This is a genomic window from Leptotrichia buccalis C-1013-b, from assembly GCF_000023905.1.
In the GTDB taxonomy this organism is placed as follows: domain Bacteria; phylum Fusobacteriota; class Fusobacteriia; order Fusobacteriales; family Leptotrichiaceae; genus Leptotrichia; species Leptotrichia buccalis.
Genome location: NC_013192.1, coordinates 1,353,168 through 1,373,612, shown reverse-complemented (window position 1 = coordinate 1,373,612; position 20,445 = coordinate 1,353,168). Strand labels below are relative to the sequence as shown.

At 28.8% G+C, this 20,445-nt stretch carries 23 protein-coding genes; 19 read left to right on the top strand and 4 right to left on the bottom strand.

The window, feature by feature from the left end:
• The first annotated feature begins 36 nt into the window (after positions 1–36).
• From LEBU_RS06390 to gltX, 12 genes are all read left to right on the top strand, one after another.
• A complete protein-coding gene (locus LEBU_RS06390; RefSeq protein WP_015769522.1) occupies positions 37–807 on the top strand; it encodes a TrmH family RNA methyltransferase in 771 nt (256 codons plus the stop codon).
• A 13-nt stretch (positions 808–820) separates the two neighbouring features.
• Positions 821–1,444 carry a hypothetical protein gene (locus tag LEBU_RS06385; RefSeq protein ID WP_157859514.1) on the top strand — a complete coding sequence of 208 codons (624 nt, stop codon included), beginning with the start codon at positions 821–823 and terminating at the stop codon, positions 1,442–1,444.
• A gap of 187 nt (positions 1,445–1,631) precedes the next feature.
• Positions 1,632–1,952: a TfoX/Sxy family protein gene (locus LEBU_RS06380; protein ID WP_015769520.1), complete on the top strand. Its 321-nt coding sequence runs from the start codon at positions 1,632–1,634 to the stop codon at positions 1,950–1,952.
• Positions 1,953–1,975: 23 nt separating this feature from the next.
• On the top strand, positions 1,976–2,899 hold the full coding sequence (locus LEBU_RS06375) for a deoxyribonuclease IV (RefSeq protein WP_015769519.1): 924 nt from the start codon (positions 1,976–1,978) through the stop codon (positions 2,897–2,899).
• A 33-nt stretch (positions 2,900–2,932) separates the two neighbouring features.
• Positions 2,933–3,433 carry a hypothetical protein gene (locus LEBU_RS06370; protein ID WP_015769518.1) on the top strand — a complete coding sequence of 167 codons (501 nt, stop codon included), beginning with the start codon at positions 2,933–2,935 and terminating at the stop codon, positions 3,431–3,433.
• 51 nt (positions 3,434–3,484) lie between these two features.
• On the top strand, positions 3,485–4,159 hold the full coding sequence (locus tag LEBU_RS06365; RefSeq protein ID WP_015769517.1) for an NAD(P)H-dependent oxidoreductase: 675 nt from the start codon (positions 3,485–3,487) through the stop codon (positions 4,157–4,159).
• 101 nt (positions 4,160–4,260) lie between these two features.
• Complete coding sequence (locus tag LEBU_RS06360; protein ID WP_015769516.1) at positions 4,261–4,920, top strand: NAD(P)H-dependent oxidoreductase; 660 nt, start codon at positions 4,261–4,263, stop codon at positions 4,918–4,920.
• 51 nt (positions 4,921–4,971) lie between these two features.
• Positions 4,972–5,475 (top strand): hypothetical protein, encoded by a 504-nt coding sequence (locus LEBU_RS06355; RefSeq protein WP_015769515.1) that lies wholly within the window; start codon positions 4,972–4,974, stop codon positions 5,473–5,475.
• A gap of 101 nt (positions 5,476–5,576) precedes the next feature.
• The gene (locus tag LEBU_RS06350; protein WP_015769514.1) at positions 5,577–6,230 is read left to right on the top strand and encodes a hypothetical protein; all 654 of its coding nucleotides are present in this window, start codon (positions 5,577–5,579) and stop codon (positions 6,228–6,230) included.
• A 280-nt stretch (positions 6,231–6,510) separates the two neighbouring features.
• On the top strand, positions 6,511–6,927 hold the full coding sequence (locus LEBU_RS06345) for a YjdF family protein (RefSeq protein ID WP_015769513.1): 417 nt from the start codon (positions 6,511–6,513) through the stop codon (positions 6,925–6,927).
• A 252-nt stretch (positions 6,928–7,179) separates the two neighbouring features.
• Entirely contained in the window at positions 7,180–7,704 is a 525-nt protein-coding gene (locus LEBU_RS06340) for an NAD(P)H-dependent oxidoreductase (protein ID WP_015769512.1), read from the top strand.
• Positions 7,705–7,817: 113 nt separating this feature from the next.
• Positions 7,818–9,323 (top strand): glutamate--tRNA ligase, encoded by a 1,506-nt coding sequence (gltX, locus tag LEBU_RS06335; RefSeq protein WP_015769511.1) that lies wholly within the window; start codon positions 7,818–7,820, stop codon positions 9,321–9,323.
• A 119-nt stretch (positions 9,324–9,442) separates the two neighbouring features.
• On the opposite strand, the gene LEBU_RS06330 is transcribed toward gltX, so the two are convergent.
• From LEBU_RS06330 to LEBU_RS06315, 4 genes are all read right to left on the bottom strand, one after another.
• Entirely contained in the window at positions 9,443–9,733 is a 291-nt protein-coding gene (locus LEBU_RS06330; RefSeq protein WP_015769510.1) for a hypothetical protein, read from the bottom strand.
• Between the two features lie 562 nt (positions 9,734–10,295).
• On the bottom strand, positions 10,296–10,769 hold the full coding sequence (locus tag LEBU_RS06325; RefSeq protein ID WP_015769509.1) for a GyrI-like domain-containing protein: 474 nt from the start codon (positions 10,767–10,769) through the stop codon (positions 10,296–10,298).
• A gap of 93 nt (positions 10,770–10,862) precedes the next feature.
• Complete coding sequence (locus LEBU_RS06320) at positions 10,863–11,762, bottom strand: helix-turn-helix transcriptional regulator (protein ID WP_015769508.1); 900 nt, start codon at positions 11,760–11,762, stop codon at positions 10,863–10,865.
• Positions 11,763–11,862: 100 nt separating this feature from the next.
• Positions 11,863–13,482 (bottom strand): hypothetical protein, encoded by a 1,620-nt coding sequence (locus LEBU_RS06315; protein ID WP_015769507.1) that lies wholly within the window; start codon positions 13,480–13,482, stop codon positions 11,863–11,865.
• 308 nt (positions 13,483–13,790) lie between these two features.
• Here LEBU_RS06315 and lpxC point away from each other — a divergent pair, with 308 nt between their 5' ends.
• The 7 genes from lpxC (at position 13,791) to plsY (ending at position 20,419) form a co-directional block, all read left to right on the top strand.
• Complete coding sequence (gene lpxC, locus LEBU_RS06310) at positions 13,791–14,642, top strand: UDP-3-O-acyl-N-acetylglucosamine deacetylase (RefSeq protein WP_015769506.1); 852 nt, start codon at positions 13,791–13,793, stop codon at positions 14,640–14,642.
• A gap of 218 nt (positions 14,643–14,860) precedes the next feature.
• Complete coding sequence (fabZ, locus tag LEBU_RS06305) at positions 14,861–15,286, top strand: 3-hydroxyacyl-ACP dehydratase FabZ (RefSeq protein WP_015769505.1); 426 nt, start codon at positions 14,861–14,863, stop codon at positions 15,284–15,286.
• A gap of 78 nt (positions 15,287–15,364) precedes the next feature.
• Positions 15,365–16,141 carry an acyl-ACP--UDP-N-acetylglucosamine O-acyltransferase gene (lpxA, locus tag LEBU_RS06300; RefSeq protein WP_015769504.1) on the top strand — a complete coding sequence of 259 codons (777 nt, stop codon included), beginning with the start codon at positions 15,365–15,367 and terminating at the stop codon, positions 16,139–16,141.
• Positions 16,142–16,277: 136 nt separating this feature from the next.
• Positions 16,278–17,087, top strand: a complete 810-nt coding sequence (locus LEBU_RS06295) for an LpxI family protein (protein WP_015769503.1) — start codon at positions 16,278–16,280, stop codon at positions 17,085–17,087.
• A gap of 27 nt (positions 17,088–17,114) precedes the next feature.
• The gene (gene lpxB, locus LEBU_RS06290; protein ID WP_015769502.1) at positions 17,115–18,281 is read left to right on the top strand and encodes a lipid-A-disaccharide synthase; all 1,167 of its coding nucleotides are present in this window, start codon (positions 17,115–17,117) and stop codon (positions 18,279–18,281) included.
• A 35-nt stretch (positions 18,282–18,316) separates the two neighbouring features.
• Complete coding sequence (locus LEBU_RS06285; protein WP_015769501.1) at positions 18,317–19,783, top strand: MATE family efflux transporter; 1,467 nt, start codon at positions 18,317–18,319, stop codon at positions 19,781–19,783.
• A gap of 12 nt (positions 19,784–19,795) precedes the next feature.
• Positions 19,796–20,419 carry a glycerol-3-phosphate 1-O-acyltransferase PlsY gene (gene plsY / locus LEBU_RS06280; protein ID WP_015769500.1) on the top strand — a complete coding sequence of 208 codons (624 nt, stop codon included), beginning with the start codon at positions 19,796–19,798 and terminating at the stop codon, positions 20,417–20,419.
• Positions 20,420–20,445: the final 26 nt, after the last annotated feature.

Genomic DNA, 20,445 nt, shown 5'->3' with positions numbered 1-20,445 from the left:
GTACTTTTAAATAAGTAGAAAGTGAAAAAATAAAAAATGAGAGATGTAATAGCAAGTCCAGATAACAAATTTTATAAATTGTTAAAAAAGCTGGATAAAAAGAAGTATCGTGATGAAAACAGTATTTTTAAGGCTGAAGGGGAAAAGTTTTTAAATGAGAATATTAATTTTAATAAAATTATTGTAAAGGAATCGAAATTTGAATATTTTGATGAAAAATATAAAATTTCTAAGCATGATAACTTGACAATTTTGAAGGATAATCTGTTTGATGAAGTTTCAACTCAGGAAAATAGTCAGGGAATAATATTCCTGTATTCTAAAAATTTAAATACAATTGAGGATATACAGGGTGATGTTGTAATTCTGGATGATATTCAGGATCCAGGAAATGCCGGAACTATCATTAGAACAATGATTGCCGCAAACTTTCAGAATTTAATTCTGACAAAGGGTTCAGTAGATGTTTATAATCCAAAGACAGTACGTGCTACAATGAGCGGAATTTTCAAGTTAAACATAATTTATGAAACACCTGAAAAAATTGTGGAATTTTTGAATAATAAAAATTATTTAAAAATAGCGACTGCTTTACACGAAGATTCAATTTCCTATGAAAAAATTGAATTGAGGGAAAATAATGCATTTATTTTTGGACACGAAGGTGGCGGAGTGTCTGAATATCTGATAGAAAATTCTGATATAAAGGCGATTATTCCAATTTATGGGAATATAGAATCATTGAATGTGAGTGTAGCGACAGGGATATTTTTGTATAAGATGAGGGAGAAATTGGAGAGTTTGTAGAATGGAGAAGTTTATGTTTGATAATACAGAAAAATTGACAAGAAATAAAAAATATACTCAAAATGAGTTATTTAAAATGATTTTAGAAAATGATGAACTGAGAGAAAAAACAGAAGCATTATTTGCATTGGAGTTTAAAGAATTGACATCAGTAAAAGAGGAATATCCAGATTATGAATTTAATATTGATGGAAAAGTTTTGGCCGAAGATGGTGGAGCTGGAGCTTATATTTTGCTGGAAGATGGCAGTATTGGATATGTTTGCTTTGATTTTCCGCTTGAGTGTGGGAGAATTGCTGAAAATTTGGTGGAATGGTTTGAATTATTGCTGAATTGTGCAAATTTCTGGTTAAATTATGCAGACAGGAAATATTTGGAAAATCTTGAAGCCCTTGAAAAAAAGGTGGAAGAATCAGAACCTAAAGGACAAGAGCAATTTGAAGATGCTTATGGAGACGATATGCCACCGTATTTTGAATTACAGAAGGAATTATCAGAAAAGCTGGATATAAAAATATACGACAATATTGCAAAAGATGTTTTACAGAGATTTTTTAAAACGGCAGAAAGAGAAACTAAATTTATGACAAAGTATGTTCCAGATGATGAAATTTCGGAAGACTTAATAAAGAATTAGGAAGATAATCTATAAGAGTTAAATAGATTTAGAAGAAAATATAATATGGAAAATATTTAGAATTAAAAGAATAGTAAGACAAAATCTGTTTGGATTATCAATTTTGTGAAACTGTGAAGAATGAACGTAATGGATTGATTGTATATTGTAACTGATTAAAAATTAGAATAAAAATAGGTGATGAAATATGGCTTCAAGTAAGGAATATTTGAATTTTGTATTGGAACAGTTGTCAGAAGTGGAAAATGTTAGATATAGAGCGATGATGGGGGAATATATTCTTTATTATAGGGAAAAAGTTATTGGCGGAATTTATGATGACAGGTTTCTTGTGAAGGCTGTAAAATCGGCGAAAGAACTTATGCCGAATGCTTTACATGAAGTTCCTTATGAAGGGGCAAAGGAAATGTTGCTGGTTGATAATGTTGAAAATAAAGAGTTTTTGAAGGAATTATTTAAAACGATGTATGATGAACTTCCTGTTTTAAAGAGAAAAAAGAAACAATAGAAATAAAGAAAGGTAAAAAAGAAATGTCGAAAAAAGAAATTTTTAAAATTGGATCACATGTGGGAATGAGCGGAAAAGATATGTTTTTAGGTTCAGTAAAAGAAGCGGTTTCTTATGGATCAAATACTTTTATGATTTATACTGGAGCACCACAGAATACACGGAGAAAGCCGATTGATGAGCTGAATATTGAGGCTGGGCTTAAACTTATGAAGGAGCATAATATTGATATTGATGATATTGTTGTGCATGCTCCTTATATAATTAATCTTGGGAATGCGGTAAAGCCTGAAACATTTGAGATTGCGGTGCAGTTTTTGAGAACGGAGATTGAAAGGACAGATGCCATTGGAGCGAAAAGAATAGTTCTTCATCCAGGTGCTCACGTTGGAGAAGGTGAAGAAGTTGGGATTAATAAGATTATTGAAGGATTGAATGAAGTTTTGACAAAAGATCAGAAAACGACTGTAGCACTTGAAACGATGGCTGGAAAAGGTACAGAATGTGGAAGAAGTTTTGAAGAAATTGCAAAAATTATTGACGGTGTAAAATTAAAGGATAAACTGACAGTTTGTTTTGATACTTGCCATGTTCATGATGCTGGATATGATATTGTAAATGATTTTGAAGGAGTTATTGAGCAGTTTGACAAAATTGTCGGAATTGACAGGATTTCTGTAATTCACTTAAATGACAGTAAAAATGTGTGTGGAGCGAAAAAAGATAGGCACGAAAACTTGGGATTTGGAAACATTGGCTTTGAAGTGTTAAATAAAATTGCACATTTTGAAAAATTTTCTCATTTGCCAAAAATTCTGGAAACACCTTATGTGGCTTTGAGCGATGATAAAAAAGCTAAAAAAGTTCCGCCGTATAAATTTGAGATTGAGATGTTGCGAGCTGGGAAGTTTGATGAGGGTGTGCTGGAGAAAATCAAAAATCAATAAAAATTTGAAAGTTTGAAAGAAGGGATTTATTGCATGGTAAAAAAAGGCTTATTTTTATTGCTGTTATTATTTTTGGTTTCCTGCGGTAACAAAGAAGAAAAAATATATGAAAAAGAATTAATGAATATTGAGGTTAGAGGACATGATAGTTCTAAACAATTTAGCGAGAATGATGTAAAGGAGATAAAAAAAATACTTCGGGAAAAATTTGATAATTTGGAATTGACAGCGATAACAAAGGATGGACGATTTTTTATAAGAAAAAACGTAACCGATAGTAAAAATAAAGAATTAACAGGAAAAGAAGTTGCTGTTGATAGAATGAATATTATTAATACTATTGGAAAATGGTGTGAGGAAAAGGGTATAGAGTTTAAATTTATAATTAATCAATTTTATGATAAAAAACAGAATAAAGAGATTAGTCGTTCTATTTATTATTCTCATATTTTACAAATTCAATATGAAGATGAAGATTATAAAAATGCACTTAAAGAAGGATTTTCTGAACATTCAAGAGCTACAAAGTTTTAAAATGGAAAATAATTTCTTGAATAAATAAAAAAATAGAAAGAAGTGATAAAAATGCAAAAAGATAAAGAATTAACAAAAAAGGAAATATTTGAAATATTTAACAGAAGATATGCGTGCAAAAAATATGATAAGACAAAAGTTGTTTCAGACGAAGATTTTATGACAATTATTGAGGCAGGTAGAATTTCTCCTAGTTCGTTCGGGCTTGAGCCTTGGAAATTTATTCTTGTGAAAAATGAGGAAATGCTGAATGATATGAGAGAGTTTGCTTGGGGAGCGATTAACAGCTTGAACGGGGCGAGCCATATTATTATGGTGCTGGCTAGAAAAGGTGTTACTGGTGATAGTGAGTATTTTGAAAAAATTGGGAAAGAAATAAAAAATATTTCTGAAGAAAACTTGAAAATTAGAAAAGAAGCTTTTACAAAATTTCAAAAAGAGCATTTTAAATTGCTGGAAAGTGAAAGAGCATTATTTGACTGGGCTTCAAAACAGACTTACATTGCAATGGTAAATATGATGAATATGGCTGCAGCTCTTGGGATTGACAGCTGTGCGATTGAAGGGTTTAATAAAGAAGTGGCTGAAAAATACTTCTCTGAAAAAGGTGTGTTTGATTTGAAGGAATATGGAATTTCGTATTTTGTGAGTTTTGGGTATAGGGATGAGGAAATTACTCCGAAAACTAGAAGAGAACTTTCGGAGGTTTATGAGGTTGTTGAGTAATAATTTATAATTTTTAAGAGAAAAAAATTAAAAATAACGTAAATTTTGAATTTTCAGATGTATTCTAACAATTAGACATAATAGAGAAAGAAGTGATAGAAATGATAAAAAATGAAGAAATCTTGGAAGTATTTAACAAAAGATATGCCTGTAAAAAGTTTAGTACAGAAAAAAGAGTCGCAGAAGAAGACTTGAAAACAATTATAGAAAGTGCGAGATTGTCGCCAAGTTCTTTTGGACTTGAGCCTTGGAAATTTTTGCTTTTGAGAAATGAAAAAATGAGAGAAGATTTTAGAAAATTTGCTTGGGGAGCTTTAAACAGTTTGAATGGAGCGACTGAAATTGTGATACTCTTGGCGAGAAAAGGAGTTACTGGGGATAGTAAATATTTTGAAGATAATTGGAAAAATTTGAAAAAAGTTTCTGATGAGATGTTTGAAGCTGTGAAAGATAAGTTTACAAAATTTCAAGAAATTCATTTAAATTTATTGGAAAATGAAAGAACTCTTTTTGACTGGGCTTCAAAACAAACTTATATTGCACTTGGAAATATGATGACTGTTGCAGCTTATTTGGGAATTGACAGCTGTGCAATTGAAGGATTTAATAAAGAAAAAGTCGAAAAATATTTGTCAGATATGGAACTTCTTGACTTGGATGAATACGGAGTTTCTGTAATGGTAAGTTTTGGGTATAGAGATGAAGAGCAACCTAAAAAGATAAGACAGCTGCTTACAGAAGTTTTGGAAATAATTGAGTAATTTATAAAAATTCTAAAATTACGATATGAAGAAAATAAAAAGGAGCTTTGAATGAAAAAAAGACTTTTAATTGCGTTAATTTTATTATTAACGGTGTCATGTGTCGGAAATAAAACAGAAAAAATATATGAAGAAGAATTAATGAATTTAAAAATTAATGGATATGATGATTCAAAACAATTAAATAAAAGTGATATAAAAGAAATAAAAAAAATTCTTAAAAAAAATTTTAAAAATTTAGGAGTAACAGCTGTAACAAAAGATGGAAGATTTTTTATAAGTAAATACGTTACTAATCCTAAAAACAAAGAACAAACTGCGAAAGAAGTAGCAATAGAAAGACCCGATATTACTGATACTATTGGAGAATGGTGTAAAAGTAAAGGAATAAAGTTTAAAGTTATCTTTGTTGCTTTTTTTGACAAAGAACAAGATAAACGAATTAGTCAGTCAATGTATCATTCTCGTATTTTAGAAATTGAATATGAAGATAAAGATTATAAAAAAGCATTGCAAGAAGGCTTTTCTAAATATGCAAGAGCCACAAGATTTTAAAATAGGAAATATTTTTCTAAAAAAAGATGTGTTTGATTTGAAAAAATAAAATAGGAAATTTCGTAATTATAAATTAATTTATTGACAGAAAGAGGATTTTTATGAAAAAAATTTTTTTAATTATGTCTTTAGTAATGGCATTTTCATGTGGAAATAAAAATAAAAATAGCGTAGATAAAAATAAAAAAATTGAAAAAAATACAACTACTGAGCAAGCGAAACAAAATCAAGAGGAAAAAACTGATTTTGATAAACTTAGTAAAAAAGAACAGGAAGAATATTTGCAAAAACTAGAAAAAGCAGAAGCAAAATATGAAACGGCATTAATGGAATTAAAAATACCAGAATTTAATAAGTCCAAAACCAATGATTCTAAGCAATTGACTGAAAAAGAGGTAAAGGAAATAAAGGATGTATTACGTAAAAAATTTAAGAGAATAGGGTTGACAGCTGCGACAAAAGATGGCAGATTTTACATAATAGAAGTTATTACCGATGGAAAAAATAAAGAACAGACTGCAAAGGAAGTTGCTCTTGGGAGACCTGATATTATTGATACCATTGGTGAATGGTGTGAAAATAAAGGAATAAAATATAAAGTTATCTTTGTTGAATTTTATGATAAAGTTCAAAATAAAAGAATTAGTCAGGCTGCATACCATTCTCATCTCTTGGAAATTCAATATGAAGATAAAGAATATAAAGATGCACTAAGACAAGGTTTTTCTAAATATAAGAGAGCTATAAAATTTTAAAATAGAAAATATTTTTCTAAAAAAAGATGTGTTTGATTTGAAAAAATATAGAATTTCGTATCTTATAAGTTTTAGATACAGAGATGAAGAGATTATTCCGAAAACTAGAACAGAACTTTCGGAAGTTTATGAGATTGTTGAGTAGTTTTATTTGATAATATATAGAATGATAAAGATAAAAACACAGTTCTGGTTGGTAGTCCAGACGCAGTAATGTAAGTAACCTGCCTCCTTAGGTTGTCCATTCTTTATTATAAATTTTTTTAAGGAGGCTGAAATTATGAAAAAGATTTCAGGAAAGTTGACAGTTTTTTTTGAAAATCCGTTTTGGGTAGGAATTTTTGAAAATTTTGAAAATGATAATTTGTCAGTTTGTAAAGTAACTTTTGGTTCAGAACCTAAAGAATATGAAATTTATGATTTTATATTAAAAAAGTTTTATAATCTTCGATTTAGTAATGAAATGAAGTCAAATTTTAGGGAGAAAGCAAAAAATCCAAAACGGAGACAACGAGAAATAAAAAAAGAACTTCAAAGTAAAAAATTTTTGAAAAAATCAGAAGAAATTCTAAAATTACAATATGAAGAGAATAAAAAGGAACGAAAAGTAAAAACAAAACAAGAAAAAGAACTTGAAAAACAGAGAAAATTTTTATTGAAACAGGAGAAAAAGAAACAAAAACATAAAGGGAAATAAATGTCATTAAAATTGACTGAAAAAATTTGGAAAAAAGCCAAGAAATAGAATATTAAAGTTATATTTGTTCTCTTTTTTGACTTTGAAAAAGATTGAAATATAAATTTTCGTATGATATAATGCAAAAAGGAATTTTTAAAATATAGTAATTTAATTTAGTAAAATTTTGAAATTAACTATAATGGTTTTTGAAAATAAATGATTAATAAAACCAATATAAAAAATTTGAAAGAAAGAAGGAAAAAAATAAGTATGAAAAAAACATTAATAGTTGTAGCACATCCTAATATGGAAAATTCAAGAGCGAATAAAATTTTTAAAGAAGAAGCTGAGAAACTATCAAATGTAGAAATATATAATATTTATGAAAAATATCCTGATGGAAAGATTGATGTTGAAAAAGAATTAAAATTATTATCTGAAACTGGAACTTTGATACTGCAGTTTCCTTTGTACTGGTTTAGCTGTCCATCATTATTGAAGGAATGGATAGATACAGTATTTATAGCAGCTTATTATGATGAAGATAAAGTGCTTAAAGGGAAAAAAATTGGTGTTGCAGTAACGGCAGGAGGAATTGCATCAAGATATGATGGAACAAGCGGTTTGACAATAAAAAATGTATTGGCACCGTTTTCATTGAGCATAAATTATGTTGAAGGAATTGAATTGCCAATTTATTCGTTATTTGGAGTAATGCCTGATTTAAGTGAGGAAAAAATTGTTGAAAGTGCTAAAAAATATGTAGAATACATAGAAAATAATTTACAAGACTAAATTTTAAATGTGAAATATATTAGATTTATTTGGAAACTATATGTGTTTAGAATTATAATAAATATATCATTGTAAAAAAATAAAATAAATAGAATAGGAGAACGAAAGAAAAAATGTCAGAAAAAAAAGTAAGAGTTAGAATAGCACCGTCTCCAACTGGAGATCCGCACGTAGGAACTGCCTACATTGGACTATTTAATTATGCGTTTGCAAAACATAATAGCGGAGATTTTATTTTAAGAATAGAAGATACAGATAGAACGAGATTTTCAGGAGATTCAGAACAGCAAATTTTTGATGCGATGAAATGGCTTGGGCTAAATTATGATGAAGGTCCAGATGTTGGGGGAGAAGCAGGGCCTTATAGACAATCAGAAAGATTTTCGATTTATAAGGATTATGCTGAACAATTGGTGGAAAAAGGGGAAGCGTACTACTGTTTTTGTACTGCTGAAAGATTGCAAAAATTAAGAGAAAGACAAGCGGCTATGAAACAGGCACCAGGATACGACGGTCATTGCAGAAACTTATCAAAAGAAGAAGTGGAAGCAAAATTAGCGGCTGGAGAGCCTTATGTTATTAGACTTAAAATGCCTTATGAAGGTGAAACTGTTGTAAATGATGGATTAAGAGGAGAAATTAGATTTGAAAACAGTAAAATTGACGATCAAGTTTTATTAAAATCTGATGGATTCCCAACTTATCATTTGGCAAATATTGTTGATGATCATTTGATGGGAATAACTCACGTTATAAGAGCAGAAGAGTGGATTTCTTCTACGCCTAAGCATATTCAATTATACAAAGCATTTGGATGGGATGAGCCAAAATGGTATCACATGCCACTTTTGAGAAATGCTGACAAAACTAAAATTTCAAAAAGAAAAAATCCAGTTTCACTAAACTATTATAAAGAAGAAGGTTATTTAAAAGAAGGATTGTTAAACTTCCTTGCACTTATGGGATGGAGCTTTGGAGAAAATAAGGAAATTTTTACTATTGATGAAATGATTCAAAATTTCTCTTTTGATAAAATTTCTCTTGGAGGACCTGTATTTGATCTAGTTAAATTAGGATGGGTAAATAATCATCACATGAGATTAAAGGATCTGGATGAATTGACAAAATTAGCAATTCCATATTTTGTGCAAGCTGGTTATTATGAAAATGAAAACTTGTCAGATGAAGAATTTGCAAAATTAAAAAGAATTGTAGAAATTACAAGAGAAGGATCGCAAACCTTAAAAGAGTTGCCAGTAAATGCAGCAATTTACTTTGAAGATAAATTTGAATTGCCAGTAATTGAGGAAGGAATGAACAAAAAGGAAAGAAAATCAATTGAAAGATTAACTTCTTCACTTGAAACAGAAACTGGTAAAAAATCCATTCAAATGTTTATCGAAAAAATCAATAAATTAAATGAAGAAATTTCAGAAGATGAAGCAAAACAAATTCTGCACGAATTGCAAGATGAAATTGGAGAAGGGCCAGCGGCAGTATTAATGCCACTTAGAGCGGTTATTACAGGAAAAGCCAGAGGAGCGGATTTGTACACAGTAATTGCGGTTATTGGTAAAGAAAGAACGTTGGCTAGAATAAATAATATTTTGAATAAATAAGAAATTTTGAAAATAAAATATGAAAATAGGGAGTGAATAAACTGCTCCCTTGTTTTTTTTAGAAAAATTATTATTGGATTAATTAGTATGGTTCAATAAAGAAATATAATAAAAATTATTTAAATTGGGTATGCTGAAAAAATCATCTTCAGTGGAAAACGTATTTTTAATTTTAAACGATACTTTTCCTTGACTAAAGCATCAAAAAACAACGCTGTTCCTAAACTAAGCACGATACTTCCTGTAAGCACAAATGGATTAGAAGGATCATGTAGGAATAATTTAGCACCAATAGTACCACCAATAAAACAGATAATAAGTCCGATACTACAGACAATTAAAGGAAAAATGAACATTTTTTTATTGTAACTTTTCTTTTTCGTAATATTTTTTTCAGATTTTTGAAACATTCTAATCCCTCCTTATTTTCTATAATTTTTAGTTCTTATTTTGCAAATCTGAATATTTTTATTACTTACTTGTATTATACCACATTATTTTTTATTAGGGCGTATCTGATACTAAACCCCATTTAAAAATGAGAATAAATTTTTATAATAGAATTGTTCAATAGTTAATTCATAATCATTTAACTTTTTTCTTTTTTATTTTCGTAGGATTGCTCATTGCCGCAAAACCTTATCTTGCAGTAAAGGTTTGTCCTAATAATTAAAATTGTGGCAAGATTGCTACGCAATAACCTATGGCTAGGCTACGACATTTTCTGTACTGACAAAAAACTCACTATGCTCAGACAGTTTTGCCAGCACAGAAAAATGCTCCGACGGATTAGTTTATACTAGACTCTGTTGAAAAGATTAAAATTATATCTTAAATTACTTGAAAATATTAAGTTTATATTCTTTATTAAAAAGTTTGTAATAAATTCGTTATTTAAATGAGGTTTAGTATTAAGTAGAGCAACTGTATTTATATAGATTTGTTTCTAAATAACAAAAATAAAATTCAAATTTATTTTATTCCAATATAAATATGAATTTCCATATTCTCATAATCATCACCATCAATATATTCTTCAAAATCATAAGTATAATTTCTTATCTCAGAACTTTCTTTTTCAAATTTCTCCCAGAAATTAATCCAAAATTCACTAACTGCTCTTTCAGGGTTTCCAAAAATAATAAATTTTGCATATTTTCCTTCAGGTATGTCTATTTTTACCATATTTTCAGGAATTTTTTCAATAATATTATTTGTTTCACACCCAGCAAAAAAATCATATTCAAATCCATTTTTATTATTGTAATTATAATACATTCCAATGGAATTATTGTTAATTCGATTATTAATACTGTTTATTCCATTTTCAGAATATAATTTTTTCCATAAGTTTCTAATTTTTTCAGGTATTGTTCCGTCATCTTTTATTCGAGTTTTAAATCCAATGAAAGTTTTTTTGTTCATTTGTATAATTTCATAATTCATAATATATCACCTCTTATTAAATTTATTTGAATTAATTATAGCAGAAGAAATATGACTACAGTATGTCATATTCAAAATTTATATATTTGTTATTTATAGATAATTTTTTCTCATTTGTTCAATTTTATGTGATAAAATATTTTTTATTCTTTCAGGAGTTATAATTTTTAAATATTCCCCAAAAGAAAGCAAATATCCATAAAGCCATTCATTTTCATAATTTTCCATTATTACTTTAAAATTTCCATTTTCTGTCTTGCTTATATTTTTTTCTGAAAATTCATCATAAACACGATATGCTTGTGATTTATCTACTTCTACAATTATTTTTACAATTTTTTTAGGAATATCATTGTCGTTGCTATTTATATTATAATTTATCGATCTTCTTTCAAAATATTCATTTGTTAAAGTTAAATTTTTTATTCTGTTTATTTTGAATTGCCTGATCTCATTCTTTTTTTGACAGTAAGCGAATAAGTACCAGGCTTTTTCCTTGAACCAGATTTTTAATGGATTGACAGTTCTTTGGGAAGTTTCACCATTAGTATTGAAATAAGTAAATTTTACTGCCTGACTGTTTAATATAGCCTTTTTTATATTGTTAAATAAAGTGTTATCGTTAGAGCCGTATCTGGAAAAATCAACCTCTATCCAGTCATCTGAAGACTTGTTAAAAATAAGGTTTAATTTTTTTAGTACTTCATCAACATCTGGATAATTAGAAGCCTTTAAACTTTCTAAAGCATAAAGAATCTCATTTTGTTCTTTTGAAGAAAGTAGGGATTTATCTAGAATATAACTTTCTAATAATCTAATTCCGCCATTTTTTCCTCTTAATGAATAAATTGGAATACCGGCAAAGCTCAAAGCTTCTATATCTCTGTATATTGTTCGGATTGATACATTAAAATGTTCGGATAATTTTTTTGCAGTTATAGTTTTTTTATTTAGCAATATGAGAACTATTTGGAATAACCTGTCTATCTGCATTTGATACTCCTTTATAAATTTTTTAGTTTTTAGTTAGAAAAATTATTATTGTACAAAAAACGATATTTCTATTGTTTTAACTGTAATTTAATAATAAAAATTACTGATGATTTTTCCATTTATCCATGCTATCGTATTTTGTAATTACCCAGTCGTGTTCTCTCATATCCAGTTCATTTCCACAAAATTTACAAATTTTACCTTCTAAGAGAGATAAATTGCCTCCACATTTTTTACATTTTAAAATAGATGGACCACAAACCGCTTGTGTTTTGCAGTGTTCACTTTTTTCAAGTTGTATTTTCAAAAATTCTTTTTTGGTTTTTATCTTATTGTTTTCAAATTTTCTAAGTAATAAATATGCAATTACGGTTGCAATTTGAATACCTTCTTCTATTCTATATGAAGTCATAGACAAGGACACTGTTTCAATATCAACGACTTTTTCATATTTTTCTAATAAATTGATTGAAAGCTCTAAATCGGAAAAGGCATTAATCTGATTCTTTTTAACTGCAAAATGAATTGCATAAAGTTTATTTTGAACTCCTCCAAAGAAACTTTGGATAGAAAATAGCGGATCGCTTTTTCTCACTTTCTGAGCCATTCTATTTTCTTGATCCTGCTCTTCTTTTGAACGGTAAACAAGTTTGGAATATAAGGCATTATTTAAGAATTTAAAGCAAAGATTGAAAAAAATAACAACAGGTATAATAAACCATATTGAAAAGATTAAAGGGACAAATGCAACAGATGCAAACATAGCTGCAACCAACAATGATAATAAAAATCGTAAAAAAAGATTAGGATTGCTATTACGGAGAAAAAAAATAAGAAATCCTGAATAAGCATGTGATAGTATTGCAATAAAAAAAATCCATGGATAAATTACTTTTTTTATTGCTTCACGTTTTTTTTCAATTACTAGAAAATCACGACGGAATCCAAAGCTGGCTACTCTATTATCTAAATCCTCAATGGTAAATTTTGTTCCACAGAAATCACAACCATCAATCAAATTACTTCTAGATGAAATGCTACCACAATTTGGACATACTACTTCACCTTTTCCCACATTTTTTGCAGATAGAAATGTGTAATGGGCAACTTCTTTATTATAAACTTTTTTTATATTATGGTTTTTATGACGGAAAGTTTTTACAGCATAGATTTCTTCATACACATTATTGACATTATATCTGCCATCAAAATAAACAGTAGAACGAACTGGACATAATGAGTAGGAAAGTCTGCTGGATTCCAGATCTATCTGTACCCCTAGTTTTTCCATACGTTTTTTTTGAAGATAAATGCAGTGCCATAACATTTGTGTGGCATAATCCTGTATTCTGCTATTGCTTTTATTACTGTCTACATTATTCATAAAGTCACTATAAACTTCTTTAAAGGAACTCAAGTCACTTGTTAACTGATCATAGTCTTTCACAATTCGATATGCTGGAAAAATCATGTTCAGCGGAAAATATAGTTTTAATTTTAAACGATACCTTTCCTTGACTAAAGCGTTAAAAAACAACATTGTTCCTAAGTTAAGCACTATAATTCCTGTAATTCCAAATGGATTCAAAGGATCTGGGAATAATCTAATAACAATAAAACAGATAATAAGTCCGATACCACAAACAATTAAAGGAAAAATGAACATTTTTTTATTGTACCTTTTCCTTTTCATAAATTTTTTTTCAGATTTTTGAAACATACTAATTCCTCCTTATTTTATATATTTTTAGTTCTTATTTTGCAAATCTGAATATTTTTATCATTTACTTATATTATACCATATTATTTTTTATTATTTTTTGTAGAATTTATTTTATTTCAATATAAATTTAAATTTTCAGATTTTTATAATCATTACCATAATAAATATACAATCTTAAAATATTTTTTTAACAAAATAATTATTTTTCATAGATTTTAAATAAATAATAAAAAGAAAAATATATGATTTTATGATATAATATTTTTAGAAAAAGTAAGAATATTTTTAGTAAACGGAGAATTGATATGAAGAGAAAAACTATTAAAAATACGGTAGAAATATCAGGAATTGGACTTCACAAAGGTGAAGAGATAAAATTGGCTTTGAAATCAAATGGTCAGGAGAGCGGTGAGCAGGGGATTATTTTTAAAAGAGTTGATGTGGCTGGTAAAAATAACATTGTGAAAGTTGATTACAGAAATTTGTTTGACTTGGAAAGAGGAACTAACATCAGGAATGAAGATGATGTAAAAGTTCATACAATTGAGCATTTTCTATCGGCACTTTCAGTTACTGGGATAACTGATATTCTAGTTGAAATTTCAGGAAATGAGTTGCCTATTCTGGACGGAAGTTCAGCTGGATTTGTTGAAAAATTATTAGAAGCTGAAATTGTGGAGCTGGAAAGTGAAATAGAGCCTGTTGTAATTAAAGAACCTGTCATATTTTCTGATGAGAAGGCTGGGAAATATGTGATGGCATTGCCTTACGACAATTTTAAAATATCTTATACGATTGATTTTAACCACAGTTTCTTAAAGTCACAATATTTTGAAATTGAAGTAAATCTGGAAAATTACATGGAAAATATTGCAAGATGCAGAACATTTGCTTTTGATTATGAAATTGAGTTTTTGAAAAAAAATAATCTTGCTCTGGGAGGAAGTTTGGAAAATGCTGTTGTAGTTGGAGCAAATGGACCTTTGAATCCTGAGGGTCTAAGATATCCTGATGAATTTGTGCGGCATAAAATCTTGGATATAGTGGGAGATTTGTATGTTCTGGGAAGACCGTTACAAGCTCATATTATCGCAATAAAAGCAGGGCATTATGTAAATTCAAGATTAACAGAAATGATTGCAAAAAAATATTTTTAAAAAAGGTGAAAAATACTTGTAATTTATAAGAAAATCAAATATAATGTAGTTACCAATTAAAAGTTTGTAAAATATAGCTAGTTAGTTTTAAAATTAAATTAGTAAAGTTAACAATTATTATTAAATATATATATATATATATATTTAAATTTAATTTTTGAAAAATTGGCTATACTATAATTAAATAAAAAATATTAATTCAGGAGGAAACAGAAAATATGGAAACAGTTATGAACATAGAAGATATTATGAAAATATTGCCACACAGATATCCATTTTTATTAGTGGACAAAGTTATTGAAAAAAATGGGACTGATTCTTTGGTTGCAATAAAAAATATTACAATGAACGAGGAATTTTTTCAAGGACATTTTCCAGGAAAACCAGTAATGCCAGGAGTTTTACAAATAGAAGCATTGGCGCAAGCTGTAGGGCTATTAATGTTAGAACCAGGAAAAATACCTTTATTTATGTCAATTGACAAATGTAAATTTAGAAGAGCCGTAGTTCCAGGTGATCAATTGAGATTGGAAGTAGAAAAAATAAAAGTTAAAAGCAATGTAATCGTTGCCCGTGGGAAATGTATAGTGGACGGTACAGTTGTAAGTGAAGCTGATTTGAAATTTTCAGTACAGGATTTATAATAATTAGTTAATACACTCAAACTGCTTTAAAATTAAGTTACAAAATAAAAGATAAAAACGATAAGAGGTATGATGTTTATGGCTTTAGATATACATCCAACGGCAATTGTTGACCCAAATGCTAAACTTGGAGAGAATGTGAAAATAGGACCTTACTCAATTATAGGTTCAGAAGTGACAATTGGAAATGGAACTGTTGTAGAATCGCACGTTGTAATTGAAGGAGAAACGATTATTGGAGAAAATAACTATATTTTTTCTTTTGCGTCAATTGGAAAAGATCCGCAGGATTTAAAATTTGCAGGGGAAAAAACAAGAGTTGTTATTGGAAATAATAATAAAATTCGTGAATTTGTTACAATTCATCGTGGAACTACTGATAAATATGAAACAAGAATTGGGAATAATACGCTTGTAATGGCATATGTCCATATTGCCCACGACTGTATAATTGGAGATAACTGTGTACTTGCCAATGCTGCGACTTTTGCAGGTCACGTGGAAGTGGAAGATTATGCTGTGGTAGGTGGGCTTACTGCTGTGCATCAGTTTACAAGGGTTGGAAGACACTCTATGATTGGTGGATGTTCTGCTGTAAATCAGGATGTTGTCCCATATATGCTTTCAGAAGGGAATAAGGCAAGAGCTGTTTACATCAATATTGTAGGACTTCAGCGAAGAGGATTCTCACAGGAACAGATAAAACGGCTAAGAGAACTGTATAAAATCATATTCAAGAAAAAATTAAAACTGGAAGAAGCGCTTCAGACTGTTGAACGGGATTATGGACAATATGAAGAAGCACAAAATCTTGTAAATTTTATACGAAAAAGTAAAAGAGGTATTACAAGATAAAAAAATACAGATAAGAAAAATTATTTGAATATTTGAAGAAAGTAACACAAGAAACATAACAAAGTAAAAATTTCTCAAAATAATCTATATTTTATTTTGAGTTAATTTTTTATATAGATATTTTAAGAGGAAAATAATGAAAATAGAAAAAGTGGGTTTAATTGCCGGAAATGGAAAACTTCCTGAATTATTTCTAAATCAATGCCTTTTACAAGGAGTTGAGATATTTTCAGTTTATTTATTTGATAGTGTGGAAGAAAGTGTAAAAAATCATAAAAATTCTGTAAAATACAGTGTAGCCCAAGTTGGGAAAATAATTTCATATTTTAAGAAAAGTGGAGTGTCTCATTTAGTAATGCTTGGAAAAGTTGAAAAGAATCTTATTTTTTCCAATTTAAAATTTGATTTGACAGCAACCAAAATATTACTTTCCACAAAAAATAAAAAAGACAAAAATATCTTAAAGGCGATAATTGATTTTATCGAATCAGAAAATATCCAAGTTTTACCGCAAAATTATCTGATGGACGAATATATCGCAGGAAATGAAATTTATACAAAAGTTTCGCCAAGCAAGGATGAAGAAAAAACAATCAAAATTGGAATCGAAGCTGCAAGAATGCTAACGGATATTGACGCAGGACAGACTGTTGTTGTAAAAGATGAATCGGTTATCGCGCTGGAAGGTGTGGAAGGAACAGACAAGGCAATTTTACGTGGTGGAGAGCTTGCAGGGAAAAACTGTATTGTGGTAAAAATGGCAAGGCGTAATCAGGATTATCGGATAGATATGCCGACAATTGGACTTGAAACAATAAAAAAAATAGCAGAGATTAATGGACGTGGAATCGTTATAGAAGCCGATAAAATGCTATTTATTGATAAAGAGGAAGTTATAAAATTTGCAAATAAAAATAAAATTTTTATAAAAGGAATAAAATTTTAGTTTACTAGGAATAATAAAAGGTAAAATATGAAAAATAATAAAGGTTTATCAAAAATGAAAACTAAAAAAATCTTTATTTCCTGTGGGGAAATGTCAGGCGACCTGCATGCATCATATATAGTTGAAGAAATGAGAAAAAAGAACAAAAATACAGAATTTTTTGGTGTGGTGGGAGACAAGTCCATAAAGGCAGGAGTAAAGGCAATAAATCATATAAAAAATAATGATATTATGGGATTTGTGGAAGCATTGAAAAAATATCGATATTTCACAAAAAAGGCTGGGGAATATTTAGAATTTATTAGAAAAAATGGGATAGAAACTGTCATTTTTGTTGATTTTGGAGGTTTTAATCTAAAATTTTTTAAATTATTGAAGAAAAAAATTCAGGAAAAGAAATTGCAAGATTTAAAAATGATTTATTATATCCCGCCTAAAGTCTGGGCTTGGGGAAAAAAGCGGATTGAAAAATTGAAAAAATTTGATGATGTTATCGTGATTTTTCCATTTGAAAAAGAATATTATGATAATGGATTAAAAAAAGATGAGTCAAAAGGATTAAAAGTAGAATATTTTGGAAATCCGTTTGTTGATAAATATGAATTTTCGGATAAACTTGGAGAAAAAATATTACTGCTTCCAGGAAGCAGACGACAGGAAATGGAAAAATTTTTGCCAGTAATTATAGAATTAATTAAAAATGAAAAAGTTAAAAATGAGAAATTTTTGATGAAACTGGCAAGCAAAGAACATTTAAAATATATAGAAAGTTTTGAAAAGGAACATAAAATTAATATTTCTAAAATTCCTAATCTGGAAATAACTTTCGATGAAATAAAAAAAATTCGAAAAGACTGTAAATTTGCAATCGCAACTTCTGGAACAGTTACATTTGAAATTTCCCTAATGGGACTTCCAGTAATTGTAGTTTACAAAACATCCAGAATTAATGCCTTTATAGCACGAAACATAGTAAAGATAAAATATATAACTCTTACTAATTTAAATGCGAATAAAGAAATTTTTAAGGAACTTCTGCAGGAAGATTTTTCAGTGGAAAAATTACTTGAAGAAATTGAAATTATGGAAAAAAATAAGGAAAAAATTGTTTTGGAATTAAAAAATGAAAGAAAAAAATTGGGTAATTCTGGGGTTTTAGAAAAAATTGCTAATTATTTATTAAAGGATAAATAATCTAAATAGATTAATTTATTAAAAAAGGAAAAAATATGGAAAAGAAACGTGAGGAACTGCTAAATGGTTCTATAATAGGATTATTTATAAAGTATTTCATACCGACACTTATAGGTTCGGCAGCTGTTGTACTGTATAATATTGTAGACAGGTTTTTTGTAGGAAAGATTAGCGAAAAAGCGCTCGCTGGTGCTGGAATAGCGTTTTATATTGTTATGTTAATTATTGCCTTTTCAATGTTTATTGGAGTTGGAGCTGGAACCATCATTTCAATTAGGCTTGGGCAGGGGAAAAAAGGTGATGCAAAAAAAATATTGGGAAATGCAGTAACTTTATTTGCAATTTTAGGAATAGCATTGTATGTTCTTCTAATGTTAAATATTGACACAGTTCTTCGATATTCAGGTGCAAACAATGAAACATTGCCATATGCAAGAGCGTATTTGCAAATAATTCTATTGGCAATATTGCCCTTGTTTTATTCATTCGGATTGACAAATGTGCTAAATGCCGCAGGAGCGCCACGAGTTGCAATGTTTTCAATGTTAATTGGTGCAGTTGTAAACATTGTTTTGGATTATGTGGCAGTAATGATTATGCATACTGGAATTGAAGGGACTGCCTATGCAACTTTAATCGGAAATGTATTGTCGGCGGTGTTTGTTTTATGGTTCTTGATTGCAGGTAAATCTCCATTTAGAATTGATATGTTTGGATTTAAGCTGGAAAAGGAAAGTGTAATTACTATAAGATTTTCTAAATTAAAACTGGAACCTAAAATAGTAAAGGATATTTTTTCAATAGGAATGTCGCCATTTTTATTACAAGCTGCAAGTTCCGCTGTGGGACTTGTAACAAATAAAATTGTAGATACTTATGGAGGAACTTATGGTGTAGCTGTTATGACAATAATAAATTCATATCTGCCAATTATGACAATGAGCGTCTATTCAGTTTCACAAGCTGTACAGCCAATAATTGGATTTAATTATGGAGCAAAAAATTTCAGAAGAGTGAAAAAATCCTTAATGACAGCTATAAATGCTGGAGTTATGCTGTCTTTTGTCTTTTGGGTAATAGTAATGCTCATTCCAAAAGAGCTAATCTTATTTTTCAATGAAAAAAGTACACCTGAAGGCTTAAGAGAAGGGGTAAAAGCAATTAGAATCTATTTTTCACTGGTAATCATTTCATCTTTTGGAATAACTGTGCCAAATTATTTTCAGGCAACTGGACGTTCAAAATATTCAGTTACATTGAATTTATTAAGGCAAGTGGTCATATTCCTGTTAATCGTTATAATTTTTTCAAATATATGGAAGCTTGATGGTGTGTGGTATGCACAGCCGTTTACTGATTTACTGTTTTTTGTAATACTTTTAGGATTTTTGTATAAAGAGAAAAAATTTTTTGACAAAATGATTCAAAGTGAAAATAATATATTGGAATATAAAGAAATGATTGAGAATAAAAAAGATAAAAAAAATGAAAATATTAAATAAAGAGGAATAAAGATGGTTACAATTTTATTAATGGTAATTTCCTATATTTTAGGGAGCGTACCAAATGCACTTTGGATAGGAAAAGTGTTTAAAGGAATAGATATACGTGAACATGGAAGCAGAAATACAGGTTCTACAAATGCGGCTCGTGTTCTGGGGGCAAAATTAGGTATTTTAACATTAGTATTAGATGTTTCAAAAGGATTAGTTCCAACATTAGTGGCAATTTTGCTGAAAGTAAATTTTTTTGAAGAACTCACAAAAATTTCACATTTAGATTATGTATTAGTAGGAATTTGTGCAATTTTAGGACACGTATTTTCTATTTTTATAAATTTTAAAGGTGGAAAAGCTGTTGCAACGACACTTGGAGTATTTCTTGTACTTGTACCGAAAGCAATATTATTTGCTGCAATTGTATTTTTTGTAATTTTTGGAATTTTACGATATGTTTCACTTTCTTCAATCTTTGCGGCAATATCACTTCCAATTTTTATATATTTTCTGTATCATCAGGGAATATATACCATTTTGGGCATTTTAATAGCAATTTTGATTACAGTAAAGCATAGAAGCAATATTGAAAGATTAAAAAATGGAACTGAATCAAAATTTACTTTAAAAAATAAAAAATAAAAAATTATTATATATAATATTTAAAA

Bases quoted from the DNA above. Each gene is read 5' to 3' on its own strand.
- LEBU_RS06390 (WP_015769522.1), top strand. From the start codon at position 37: ATGAGAGATGTAATAGCAAGTCCAGATAACAAATTTTATAAATTGTTA.
- LEBU_RS06295 (WP_015769503.1), top strand. From the start codon at position 16,278: ATGAAAATAGAAAAAGTGGGTTTAATTGCCGGAAATGGAAAACTTCCT.
- LEBU_RS06340 (WP_015769512.1), top strand. From the start codon at position 7,180: ATGAAAAAAACATTAATAGTTGTAGCACATCCTAATATGGAAAATTCA.
- LEBU_RS06370 (WP_015769518.1), top strand. From the start codon at position 2,933: ATGGTAAAAAAAGGCTTATTTTTATTGCTGTTATTATTTTTGGTTTCC.
- LEBU_RS06375 (WP_015769519.1), top strand. From the start codon at position 1,976: ATGTCGAAAAAAGAAATTTTTAAAATTGGATCACATGTGGGAATGAGC.
- LEBU_RS06350 (WP_015769514.1), top strand. From the start codon at position 5,577: ATGAAAAAAATTTTTTTAATTATGTCTTTAGTAATGGCATTTTCATGT.
- LEBU_RS06315 (WP_015769507.1), bottom strand. From the start codon at position 13,482: ATGTTTCAAAAATCTGAAAAAAAATTTATGAAAAGGAAAAGGTACAAT.
- gltX (WP_015769511.1), top strand. From the start codon at position 7,818: ATGTCAGAAAAAAAAGTAAGAGTTAGAATAGCACCGTCTCCAACTGGA.
- LEBU_RS06330 (WP_015769510.1), bottom strand. From the start codon at position 9,733: ATGTTTCAAAAATCTGAAAAAAATATTACGAAAAAGAAAAGTTACAAT.
- lpxA (WP_015769504.1), top strand. From the start codon at position 15,365: ATGGCTTTAGATATACATCCAACGGCAATTGTTGACCCAAATGCTAAA.
- LEBU_RS06325 (WP_015769509.1), bottom strand. From the start codon at position 10,769: ATGAATTATGAAATTATACAAATGAACAAAAAAACTTTCATTGGATTT.
- LEBU_RS06380 (WP_015769520.1), top strand. From the start codon at position 1,632: ATGGCTTCAAGTAAGGAATATTTGAATTTTGTATTGGAACAGTTGTCA.
- LEBU_RS06355 (WP_015769515.1), top strand. From the start codon at position 4,972: ATGAAAAAAAGACTTTTAATTGCGTTAATTTTATTATTAACGGTGTCA.
- LEBU_RS06320 (WP_015769508.1), bottom strand. From the start codon at position 11,762: ATGCAGATAGACAGGTTATTCCAAATAGTTCTCATATTGCTAAATAAA.
- LEBU_RS06345 (WP_015769513.1), top strand. From the start codon at position 6,511: ATGAAAAAGATTTCAGGAAAGTTGACAGTTTTTTTTGAAAATCCGTTT.
- lpxC (WP_015769506.1), top strand. From the start codon at position 13,791: ATGAAGAGAAAAACTATTAAAAATACGGTAGAAATATCAGGAATTGGA.
- fabZ (WP_015769505.1), top strand. From the start codon at position 14,861: ATGGAAACAGTTATGAACATAGAAGATATTATGAAAATATTGCCACAC.
- LEBU_RS06365 (WP_015769517.1), top strand. From the start codon at position 3,485: ATGCAAAAAGATAAAGAATTAACAAAAAAGGAAATATTTGAAATATTT.
- LEBU_RS06360 (WP_015769516.1), top strand. From the start codon at position 4,261: ATGATAAAAAATGAAGAAATCTTGGAAGTATTTAACAAAAGATATGCC.
- LEBU_RS06285 (WP_015769501.1), top strand. From the start codon at position 18,317: ATGGAAAAGAAACGTGAGGAACTGCTAAATGGTTCTATAATAGGATTA.
- plsY (WP_015769500.1), top strand. From the start codon at position 19,796: ATGGTTACAATTTTATTAATGGTAATTTCCTATATTTTAGGGAGCGTA.
- LEBU_RS06385 (WP_157859514.1), top strand. From the start codon at position 821: ATGTTTGATAATACAGAAAAATTGACAAGAAATAAAAAATATACTCAA.
- lpxB (WP_015769502.1), top strand. From the start codon at position 17,115: ATGAAAAATAATAAAGGTTTATCAAAAATGAAAACTAAAAAAATCTTT.